This window comes from Tsukamurella ocularis, from assembly GCF_965138335.1.
In the GTDB taxonomy this organism is placed as follows: Bacteria; Actinomycetota; Actinomycetes; order Mycobacteriales; family Mycobacteriaceae; genus Tsukamurella; species Tsukamurella ocularis_A.
On the sequence record NZ_CBCSDV010000055.1, the window covers coordinates 1 to 10,883 of the forward strand.

General features: G+C 72.0%; 8 protein-coding genes and 1 pseudogene. 4 read left to right on the forward strand and 5 right to left on the reverse strand.

The features are described 5' to 3' along the window. Window positions 1–68 precede the first annotated feature (68 nt). The 3 genes and pseudogenes from ACNAYW_RS24105 to ACNAYW_RS24115 all read right to left on the reverse strand — a co-directional run. Window positions 69–1,272: pseudogene (locus ACNAYW_RS24105) on the reverse strand (SpoIID/LytB domain-containing protein); the annotation flags it as partial. 797 nt (window positions 1,273–2,069) lie between these two features. Beyond that, the gene (locus ACNAYW_RS24110) at window positions 2,070–2,936 is read right to left on the reverse strand and encodes an HAD family hydrolase (RefSeq protein ID WP_415852141.1); all 867 of its coding nucleotides are present in this window, start codon (window positions 2,934–2,936) and stop codon (window positions 2,070–2,072) included. Window positions 2,937–2,967: 31 nt separating this feature from the next. Continuing rightward, window positions 2,968–3,732 carry a lysophospholipid acyltransferase family protein gene (locus ACNAYW_RS24115; protein WP_415852134.1) on the reverse strand — a complete coding sequence of 255 codons (765 nt, stop codon included), beginning with the start codon at window positions 3,730–3,732 and terminating at the stop codon, window positions 2,968–2,970. A gap of 101 nt (window positions 3,733–3,833) precedes the next feature. Between ACNAYW_RS24115 and ACNAYW_RS24120 the strand changes: the two genes are divergently transcribed. After that, window positions 3,834–5,423, forward strand: coding sequence for a Rieske 2Fe-2S domain-containing protein (locus ACNAYW_RS24120; protein WP_415852135.1), 1,590 nt, complete (start codon window positions 3,834–3,836; stop codon window positions 5,421–5,423). Beyond that, a complete protein-coding gene (locus ACNAYW_RS24125; protein WP_415852136.1) occupies window positions 5,420–7,042 on the forward strand; it encodes a hypothetical protein in 1,623 nt (540 codons plus the stop codon). The genes ACNAYW_RS24120 and ACNAYW_RS24125 overlap by 4 nt, the downstream gene beginning before the upstream one ends. Before the next feature lie 120 nt (window positions 7,043–7,162). Here the strand turns inward: ACNAYW_RS24125 and ACNAYW_RS24130 are convergent, their stop codons facing one another. Next, the gene (locus ACNAYW_RS24130; RefSeq protein ID WP_415852137.1) at window positions 7,163–8,137 is read right to left on the reverse strand and encodes an MBL fold metallo-hydrolase; all 975 of its coding nucleotides are present in this window, start codon (window positions 8,135–8,137) and stop codon (window positions 7,163–7,165) included. Between the two features lie 47 nt (window positions 8,138–8,184). Here ACNAYW_RS24130 and ACNAYW_RS24135 point away from each other — a divergent pair, with 47 nt between their 5' ends. Next, complete coding sequence (locus ACNAYW_RS24135) at window positions 8,185–8,583, forward strand: MerR family transcriptional regulator (RefSeq protein ID WP_415852138.1); 399 nt, start codon at window positions 8,185–8,187, stop codon at window positions 8,581–8,583. On the opposite strand, the gene serS is transcribed toward ACNAYW_RS24135, so the two are convergent. Next, the gene (gene serS, locus ACNAYW_RS24140; protein ID WP_415852139.1) at window positions 8,555–9,808 is read right to left on the reverse strand and encodes a serine--tRNA ligase; all 1,254 of its coding nucleotides are present in this window, start codon (window positions 9,806–9,808) and stop codon (window positions 8,555–8,557) included. The genes ACNAYW_RS24135 and serS overlap by 29 nt on opposite strands. An 87-nt stretch (window positions 9,809–9,895) precedes the next feature. Here serS and ACNAYW_RS24145 point away from each other — a divergent pair. Further along, window positions 9,896–10,883 (forward strand): septum formation family protein (locus tag ACNAYW_RS24145; RefSeq protein ID WP_415852140.1); only part of this gene is annotated, 988 nt, incomplete at its 3' end.

Here is a 10,883-nt window from a genome sequence, read left to right on the forward strand (position 1 = left end):
GTCCACGACCCGCCCGGGGACCGGGGCCTGCGTGGCGCTCGACGGTGCGGTGGCCGCGCCGCGGGCGNTCGGGGCGCCGGGCGCGGGGGCCGACGCCGGGGCCTGGCCGTTGATGGTGAACCAGTCCGAGCGCAGGCCCAGCTTCTTGCGGACCTCGTCGCCCTTCGCGGTGACGGTGCGGTTCGCACCCACGATCTCGACGGCCTCGACGCGCCCGGCCTGCGCCGACTGCGTCTTGACCACGCGGATCGACTTCAGCGCGCCCACGCCGAACTCCTGGGAGATCTTCGAGGCCGGCACCTTCTGCGTCCAGTTCTTGAACGGCGAGACGACGTCGCCGTCGTCCTTCACCGCCGTGAAATCGCCGCCGGCGGTGTACCCGCCCGTCGAGCTGGAGAACTCGGTGGGGACGGCGTAGCCGTTCTTCGCCATGACGAGGCCGGCGGTGCTCGCGACGGCCTTGTCGGTGCGCGGGTCCTCCTTGCCGGCGCCGCCGTAGACCTGCGAGTCCTGGGTGTCGTTGTAGCGGTCGCCGCGCTTGGCGCCCTCGGCCAGCGCGTAGGAGCGGGCCGCGATGGCCTGCGCCCGCAGCGCCTCGTAGCCGCCCTGGTCGGCCCACTCCACCTTGCTCTCGACGGGGACCACGCCGCGGACGTAGTCCTCGATGGTGACCACGTTGAAGACCTTGCCGTCCTTGGCGGCGATCGCGCCGCGGTAGGCGGCCTTGGAGCCGCAGAACGTCAGCAGCTCGCCGACGGGCCGGTTCGCCTCGGCGTTGAGCGGGGCGATGGTGGCGTCCTCGCCGGCCGGAACCGTTTTGATGACGGGGCCGTTGCAGCCCGTGGTGATGACGGCGTTGCCGCCCTCGAGGCGCACGGCCTGGCCGGGTGCGACGGGCTGATCGCCGATCTTGGCACCCGCCGGGGCCAGCACGTTCGCGGCCTTCTGCGTGGTGAGCTGGACGCGCACGGGCAGCTTCACGTCGGCGCGCGCCAGCTGGGAGCCGCCGTAGTAGTGGGCGACGATCTGTTCGGCCTTCCAGCCGGACTTCGCGTAGCCGAAGGCGCCCCACTGGCCGAGGCCGCGGCCGTGGCCGTTGCCCTGGCCGGTGAAGGTCACGTCGCTGCCGGCGGCGAGGTCCGGGTCGCCGGTGATTTTCGTGGTGCTGAGCAGCGCGGCCGCGCCCCCCACGGCCAGTGCCGGGAGCAGGGCGAGCGCGACGGTACGCCGTCCGCGGCGGCGACGAGGACCGCCGTCGATCCACACGGGCATGGCTTCTCCTTAGCTCGACGCAGGTGAGCCCTGCCCGGTAAGGGCAAAGCTCAACGTGAGGTCGAGACTAACACCATCTGCAACATTCGTCACGTAAGCAACATTTGTCACATCAGTCACAGACGGGCTCGCGGCGCGCGGAACAGCACCGCGGGGCCGCCGACCCGGTCTCCTCGGCGGAGGCTCGGGGGAGGTCACCCTCCTCCGCGGAGAGACGTGTCGCTCCACGGAAGGTATGCGTGCCGCGCATACCCTGCGTTTCTGCAAGTAGAAGGCCTACTCGAGAAATCGGGCCATGCGCGGCACGCATACCCCGGTCCGGGCGCGGCCGTCGTCGCGCTCGCCACCGCCGCGCCTCGCCCGCCCCGCTTCGCCACCGCCGCGCCCGCGGCACCTCGCCCGCCGCGCCCTTCGGCATTCCACTCCCGCGGGAAGTTTTCGCAAACGCTCGGGTTGCAACCCCCTCGCGAGGCAGAAACACCCGCGCGAATCGCTGCGGAGCATTCGGCAGGGCTCGGAAGACACCGACAGAGACACCGCCACCGCCACCGTCAACGCCACCGGCAGCGCGGCACCGGCAAGACACCGCCACCTCCACCGGCAGCGGCAGCGGCAGCGGCAGCGGCAGCGAGGTTATGCGTGGCGCGCATAACCAGATCACCTGGACATGCCTTCTACCTGCAGAAACGACGGTATGCGTGCCACGCATGCCTTCCGCGAACGACTACCGGCCTCCACCAGACCTGACCGGCGAGGCTCGCGGCGCACCCCGGACCGGCGGCGCACCGTCGAACGGGCTAGAACCAGCGCTCGAGCACGCGCGCGACACCGTCGTCGAGGTTCGTCGCGGTCACCACGTTCGCGGCGCCGCGGGCGAGCGGGTGGGCGTTGCCCATCGCGACGCCCAGGCTCGCCCAGCGCAGCATCGCGGCGTCGTTGGGCATGTCGCCGAAGGCGGCGGTCCGGACGCCGCCGGTGAGCCCCAGGTGGTCGATCGCCAGCTGGATACCGGTGGCCTTCGTGACGCCGGGGACGTGGAACTCGATGAGGCCGTTGTTGGTGGCGTAGGTGACGTCGGCGAGGCCGTCGAGGTGCGGGGCGATGCGGGCGTGCATCTCGTCGGAGGTCATGCCCGGCTGCCGGACCAGCAGCTTCACCGCGGGGTGGGCGAGCACCTCGGCGTCGGCGGCGGTCACGGTGTCGGGTTCGAGCCAGGCGTGCTGATAGCCGGTGGACGCGGCGAACCGCGGCGTCGCCGTGTCGTGCTCGCCGTGCGCCACCCGCTCGGCCGCGAAGCCCGCGCCGGGCAGGTACCGGCGGACGAGCTCGGCGACGGTCTCCAGCAGCTCCGGCGACATCAGCGACGCCGAGACCACCCGGCCCGATCCGGTGTCGTAGAGCACCGCGCCGTTCGCGCACACGGCGAGCGGCGCGAAGTCGAGCTGCTCGGCGATGGGATCGACGGCCCGCGGCGGGCGGCCGGTGGCGAGCACGAAGTGGCCGCCGGCGGCGCGCACCGCGTTCACGGCGACATGGGTGCGCAGCGTCAGGCGCTCGTGATCGTCGACGAGGGTGCCGTCGACATCGCTCGCGACCAGGATCGGCGCGGCGCCGAGCTCCTCGAGCCCGGGGGCCTCGACGGGGCCGGGCGCACCGTCGAGCATGCCGGACGGGACGCCGAACTCGCTGTGGGCGTCAGGCACCGTCGGCCTGACGTTCCTCCCGGGCGCGGCGACGCTCGTCGAGGTCGGCGGCGTCCATGGCGTCCGCCTCCTCCAGCGTGGGGGCGGTGCCGCCGAGGCGCGCGGGCACCCACGGCTCGCCCTGCGGGTGCGGCCCGTACAGGTCCTGCAGCTGCAGCAGCATGGCCTGCATCTCGTCCTTGAGCCGCGCGGTCAGCTCGTCGGGCGGACCGACGGGATCCAGCGGGTCGCAGACGCCGATGAGGATGCGGAACTTGTTCCGACCGAGCTGCTTCGGCAGGCCCTTGGTCCAGACCTGCTGCGCGCCCCACACCACGACGGGAACGATCGGCACGTTCGCCTCGATCGCCATGCGCGCGGCGCCGGACTTGAAGCCCTTGAGCTCGAAGCTGCGGCTGTGCGTGGCCTCGGGGTAGACGCCGACGAGCTCGCCGGCCTTGAGCGCGTCCACCGCGGCCTGGTACGCCTCCGCGCCGGCCTCGCGGTCGACGGGGATGTGCCGCAGCGCTCGCATGATGGGGCCGGTCTTCGAATTGTCGAAGACCTCCTGCTTCGCCATGAACCGCACCTTGCGGTGCCCGGCCTCGTCGGCGGGCTTCCCGGCGAACGGGAAGTCCAGGTAGCCGGTGTGGTTGATCGCCACGACGGCGCCGCCGGTGCGGGGGAACTTATGGAAGTCCACCTCGGTGAACTTGATGCCCTGATAGGCCCACATGCCGCGGGCCACCTTGATGATCGTTCCGTAGACGGGTTCCACACGGCCAGCGTAGCCGCGCGGCCGTCTCCGCGGTGTGTCAGCCGGTACGCCGGGCGCCCATTACGCTGTAGCGGTAACGAACACAGGCGAAAGGCTCCACAGTGCAGGTCACCAGCGTCGGGCACGCCGGTTTCCACCTCTCCACCGCCGCAGGCACCATCCTGTGCGATCCGTGGGTGAACCCGGCGTACTTCGGGTCGTGGTTCCCCTTCCCGGACAACACGGGACTGGACTGGAAGGCGCTGGGCGACGTCGACTACCTCTACGTCTCCCACCTGCACCGGGACCACTTCGACGCGAAGAACCTGGCCGAGAACGTGAGCAAGGACGCCACCGTCCTGCTGCCCGACTACCCCGTGCCGGACCTGCGGCGCGAGCTGGAGAAGCTGGGCTTCACGAAGTTCTTCGAGACGCAGGACTCGACGCGGCACACGCTGAGCGGCCCCAAGGGCGACCTGGACGTGATGATCATCGCGCTGCGGGCCCCCGCGGACGGCCCCATCGGCGACTCGGGCCTCGTCGTCTCCGACGGCGAGACGGTGCTGTTCAACATGAACGACGCCCGCCCCGTCGACATGGAGGTGCTCGACGAGTTCGGCGGCGTCGACGTGCACCTGCTGCAGTACTCGGGCGCCATCTGGTACCCCATGGTCTACGACATGCCGAAGGGCTCCAAGCGCCGCTTCGCCGAGCAGAAGCGCCAGCGCGGCATGGACCGCGCCCGCAGCTACGTCGATCAGGTCGCCGGCACCTGGGTCGTGCCGTCCGCGGGCCCGCCCGCGTTCCTCGACCCCGAGCTGCGTTACCTCAACGACGAGGGCCGGGTGGACCGGGAGACGATCGGCGGCGACCCGTCGAACATCTTCCCGGACCAGATCACCTTCCTCGAGGAGATGAAGAAGAACGGGAACGACGGCGGCCTGCTGTTCATCCCCGGCACCGTCGGCGACTTCCGCGGCACGGAGCTCGTGTCCCTGACGCACCCGGTCTCCGAGGCCGAGGTCATGGACATCTTCGAGAACAAGACGGCCTACCTGGACGCCTTCGCGGCGCGCCAGGCGCCGGTCCTCGAGGCCGAGAAGGCCACCTGGGCCCAGGACGACGGTGCCCCGCTCCTCCCCGCGCTGAAGGCCAAGTTCGAGCCGATCATGCAGGCGTCCGCGCTGATCAGCGACGGGATCGGCTACCCGGTCGGGCTCGAGATGGCCTCGCCCGACGGTGCCGTCGAGACCGTCGTGCTCGACTTCCCGCAGCGCATCGTCCGCGCGCCCGAGGAGGGCGACGGCAAGTACCGCTACGGCTTCCGCATCGCCGCCGAGCTGGTGCGCACCGTGCTCCGCGACGACGAGCCGGACTGGGTGAACACGATCTTCCTGTCGACGCGGTTCACCACGTGGCGCATCGGCGGCTACAACGAGTTCCTCTACACCTTCTTCAAGTGCCTCACGGACGAGCGGATCGCCTACGCGGACGGCTGGTTCTCCGAGGCGCACGACGACACCGCGTCCACCGAGCTGGACGGCTGGGAGGTGCAGCGCCGCTGCCCGCACCTCAAGGCCGACCTGTCGAAGTTCGGTGTGGTCGACGGCGGCAAGCTGACCTGCAATCTGCACGGCTGGCAGTGGGACCTGGAATCCGGTCGCTGCCTGACCTCCAGCGGGCACGAGCTGCGCGCGAAGAAGCTGCCATGAGTGGGCCGCGGCGTCCGCGCAACAACCGGCAGCGCGTCGAGGACTACTACGGCGTGCACGACACGGGCATGGCCGCGCGCCCGGCGCCCGCTCCCCCGACGGTGCCGCCCGGTCCGGCCGGGCCTGCCGGGCCTGCCGGGCCTGCCGGGCCTGCCGGGCCTGCCGGGCCTCCGCAGGGGCAGCCGCAGGCGCAGCAGGCGCCGCCGGGGCAGCCGCCGCGGCGGGTGATCCCGCCGCCCGAGGTGCAGGTCGCCGCGAAGGAGGCGGCCCGCGCGGCCGCGGGCGAGCCGCCGACGGCTCCGGGCGCCTCATCCGGCCCCGGCACGCCCGCCGCTCCGAGCCCCGGCCAGGTGTCGTCGGAACCCCTTGCCGGGCTGGCGGCTCCGTCGTACCCGCAACCCGGGAGCCCGGCGCCCGACGCGCCGCGCACCAAACCCGATCCCCTGACGGACCCGCTGACCTCGGAGACCTTCCAGGGCGTGCAGCCGGCCTCGGACACCTTCGAGGCGGGCGTGGTCGGCGGCTTCGGGTACAGCGCGTCGACGGGGCCGCAGACGGCGTCGAACACGTCCGCCACCGCCTTCGACGGCGGCTTCGACCAGTTCGCGCCGCCGCGGTTCGAGCCCCGCGCCGAGGGGCGCACCGACGACCTCTGGACCGACGCGCCGCAGCCCGGGCACACCGACGGGGAGACCCTCGAGGCCACGTTCGCCGAGCATCACGATCCGGCGGCCGAGACGCTGGACGAGCCGGACGAGTCGTACATCGACGTCGAGGTGGTGGACGTCGAGGCGCACGTGACCCCGGCGGAGGGACTCGCGCCGGAGGAGCCCGTCGCGGGGACAGACGATGCGGACGCGCCGCGCGAGGATGCCGGCGTCCCCACCGAAGCCCCCACTGACGAGCTCGTCACCGACGAACCCGCCGAACAGGGCCCGATCGAGCAGGTCTCGGCCGATCACGTTCCCACGGAACAGGACTCGGCGACGGAGGCCCCTGCGGCGGACGCGCCGGAGTCGCAGGCCAGCGAGTCGCAGGCGGGCGAAGCGGAGGCCGCTGAGCCGGACGCCCCGGCGGAGCAGGACGCGGCGGCGGAGCCCGAGACCGAGCAGGCGCCGCCGACGCTGCCCGGACCGCTGGCGATCGACCCGTTCCCGTACACCCAGATCGATGAGTCCTACGTCGACGCGGAGACGTTGCACGACCTCCAGACCGCGCAGGCCGCGCACGAGGGGAAGGAACCCGGTGACATGACGGAATTCAACGAGTCGCTGACCGAGGCCATGAACATCGACGGCGCACTCGGCGTCGCCCTGGTCGACGCCGGCAGCGGCATGGCCCTCGCGACCGCCGGCGACCCCGAGGAGTTCAACCTCGAGGTCGCGGCGGCGGGCAACTCGGCGTTGGTGCAGGCGATGGGCCGCACGCTGGGCGATCTGGACCTCGACGATCACATCGAGGACATCCTGATCACCCTCGGCACGCAGTACCAGATCGTGCGCCCGATCAACCAGGGCACCGACGATCTGTTCCTCTACCTGGTGCTCGACCGCTCGCGCGCCAACCTCGCGATGGCCCGGTTCCGTCTCACCAAGCTCGCGGAGACCATCGAACTCTGACGGCGCGCTGCCTCAGCCGTCGAGGCGCGCACCGCCTCGGTGACGCGACTCTCGGATTCTGTCCACTCCGGACAGCCCGTCCGAAGTGCACAGGATCCGAGAGCCCGGGATCCGGTGTACCTATGCCCAGCGCGCCGCAAGATCGTGGTCGTGGCACGGCACCACAGTGACGTCGTCCGGCAGCGCCATGAGGCGCACCATCGTCTCGAAGGTCGCGTCGCGGTCGACGTCGACGAGCAGCCCCGGGAACGCCGCCTTCTGCGCGCCGTGCGCCAGCTGCTCCGAATGCCATACCGCGTCGCCGGCCATGAGCACCCGCCCGCGTTCGGTGTTCAGCAGCACGCCGACGCTTCCGGGGGTGTGCCCGGCGAGGTCGACGAGCACCACTGAGCCGTCGCCGAAGACGTCGTGGCTCGCCGGGAACGTCAGCACCGGCGGGCCGTCGAGGTCCCGCAGGTCCATCGGCCGACCGGCGAGCGCGGGCCGCACCCCCGCGGCCGGTGCCCGCTCGCCGGCGACCGCCCACTCGTACTCCCGACGGTGCGCCATCAGCGGCAGGGAGGGCAGATCCAGCAGCCCGCTGACGTGATCCCAGTGCAGGTGCGTCGACAGGGCGACGTCGACGCTCGCCGGATCCACTCCGCCGCGGTGCAGCGCCTCGATCGTGCTGAGGACGTCCGGCGACGGCATCACCGCGGCGCGCAGCATCGGCTGCATGGCGCCGAGGACCCGCTCGCGCACCTGGGAGGCGACGGACGGGTCGAGCAGGATCCGGGCGGACGGGTGGTCGATCACATAGGTGCGCATGTCCATCCGGATCGTCGCCGGGCGACGCGCACCCTCGAGCACCGTCATCGTGCGGACCTCGCGCGGGATCTGGGGCAGGGCCCGCAGGCGCACCGTCACCGACGACGCCGGCGGCGCGACGAGCGTCTCGCGCAGCCGCGCGATCCGCGCGGGATCGGGTCGGCGCGGGCGCACCGCACCCGCGAGCGACTGCGCGACCGCGCGGCAGCACGTGCTCAGCGATGTCGGCACGACGGGATCGTCGAGGGCGCCGTCTGCGGTCGAGTATCCGGATGCGGTGTGCGTCATGGCGCTACGGTAGAACTTCAGGTCGACCTGAAGTAAAGGCGGAACGCATGCGCATCGGGAATGCGGCGGCGGAAGTGGGCGTCGCTGCGCACGTCCTGCGGCACTGGGAGGACGTCGGCGTGCTCGTGCCGCCGCGCGAGCCCGGCGGGCAGCGCGACTACTCCGGCGAGCACGTCGCGCAGGCCCGCCTCGTGCTGCTGTGCCAGCGGGCGGGACTCTCGCTCGACGAGATCAAGCAGCTGATCGTCGCCGACTCGGCCGGGCGCGCCGCACACCTGCGCCGGCACCGGGAGACGATCGCCGGACGCATCGACGAGTTGCAGCGCGCGGACGGGTTCCTCGAGCACACGCTCACGTGCGCGCACCCCGTCGTCACCCGGTGTCCGGAGTGCTCCGAGTTCGCCGCGGGCCGGGTCCCTACGGGCGCAGCACGTCCGTACCGATGAAGGGCTGCAGCGCCGTGGGGACGCGCACGGAACCGTCGGGCTGCTGGTGGTTCTCCCAGATCGCGACGAGCCACCGCGTGGTCGCGAGGGTGCCGTTGAGGGTGGCGGCGATCTGCGGCCGGCCGTCCTCGTCGCGGTACCGGATGCCCAGGCGGCGCGCCTGGAACGTGGTGCAGTTCGAGGTCGACGTGAGCTCGCGGTAGCGGCCCTGCGACGGCACCCAGGCCTCGCTGTCGTACTTGCGCGCCGCCGACGAGCCCAGATCGCCCGCCGCCACGTCGATCACCCGGTAGGGCACCTCGACGGCCGCGAGCATCTCCTTCTCCCAGTTCAGCAGGCGCTGGTGCTCGGCCTCCGCGTCCTCCGGCTTGCAGTAGACGAACATCTCGATCTTGTCGAACTGGTGCACGCGGATGATGCCGCGGGTGTCCTTGCCGTACGAGCCGGCCTCGCGCCGGAAGCAGCTCGACTGCGCGGCGTAGCGCACGGGGCCGTCGGACAGGTCGAGGATCTCGTCCATGTGGTAGCCGGCCAGGGGCACCTCCGAGGTGCCGACCAGGTACAGGTCGTCGGCCTCGAGGCGGTAGATCTCGTCGGCGTGCGCGCCGAGGAAGCCGGTCCCGGCCATGACCTCCGGCTTGACCAGCACGGGCGGCACCATCAGCGTGAAGCCGTTCGCCACGGCCTTCTGCACGGCGAGCTGCAGCAGCGCCATCTGGAACAGCGCGCCGTGGCCCTTCATGAAGTAGAAGCGCGAGCCCGAGACCTTGGCGCCGCGCTCCATGTCGAGCAGGCCCAGGCCCTCGGCGAGCTCCAGGTGGTCCTTCGGGTCCTCGATCTCGGGGATCTCGCCCACGTGCTCGAGCACCACGAAGTCGTCCTCGCCGCCGGCGGGCACCCCGTCGATGATGACGTTGCCGATCTTCCGCGCGACCTCGTCGAAGGCCTCGTCGGCGCGCGCCTGCGCGGCCTCGGCCTCCTTGACCTTCCCGGCCAGCTCGCCCGCGGCGGCGACCAGGGCCTTACGGTCCTCGGGGGCCGCCTTGCCGATGGACTTCGACGAGGCCTTGTGCTCGGCCCGCAGCGTGTCGGCCGCCAGCACCGCCGCCCGACGGTCCGCGTCCGCGGACAGCAGGGCGTCGACCAGCGCCGGGTCCTCTCCACGGGCGCGCTGCGAGGCGCGCACACGGTCCGGGTTCTCGCGTACCAGCTTGACGTCGATCACCCGACCAGCCTATTACGGCACCGTCGGGCCGCCCCAACCGCTGTACCGACCACGCGTCCCCGCGCGGACCGGGCATGATGGAGGGCGATGGCCGACGACACCGAAACCCAGCCCGTACCCGCCGAGACCACGGGGCGCGCCGGCGCCCTCACCGTGCGCGCCGTCCTGGCCGCGGTGATCGTGGGCGCGCTCGCGCTCGGCGCCGGCCTGTACTTCACGGGCGCGTTCGAGCCGAAGAACGAGGAGAAGGCGCCGCGGCTGGCCGCCGCCGGCACCACGCTGGCCCGGTCCAAGCCGGGCACGTGCCTGACCTGGGACAAGGACCCCACGACGATGGCGCCCGTCGACTGCCTCCAGCCGCACAGGTTCGAGGTCGCCGGTGAGCCCGCGCGCACGCTGCCGGAGAACGCCCCGTACCCGACGCAGTCGGTGATCGCCGCGCAGCGCGACCAGCTGTGCCCGCCCGTCGTCACCGAGTACCTCGGCACCCGCCTGGATCCGAAGGGCCGGTTCCAGATGGGCCTGCTCGCGCCGGGCGAGAAGGCGTGGGCGTCGGGCGATCGGACGATGCGCTGCGGCATCCAGGTGTCCGACGGTGCCGGCAACGCCCTGGAGGTCCAGGGCAAGGTGGTGAACCAGGACAAGTCGCTGACCTGGCCGCCGGGCACCTGCATCGGCCTCGACGACCGTGGCCAGTTCAGCGGGCCCGTCGGCTGCGCCCAGCCGCACGGCATCGAGGTGACCGCCGTGATCGACATGCGGCAGGCCTTCCCCGACGCCTCGTGGCCCACCGAGCGGCAGCAGGAGGACTACCTCAGCCGGATCTGCCCGTCGCGCACCACGGGCTGGTTCGGCTCGCAGGACGGACTCCGCAAGTCGGGCCTGCAGCTGGCCTGGAACAAGCTCTCGCAGCCGTCGTGGACCGCGGGCTCGCGGTCGGTGATCTGCTTCCTCGCCTCGTCGAAGGACGGCCGCACGTTCACGCCGATCACGGGCTCCGCGAAGTCCCCCGACCTGCTCATCGACGGCAAGAAGCCCGTCATGCCCACGCTGCCCGGCGCGCCCGCCCCGGCGC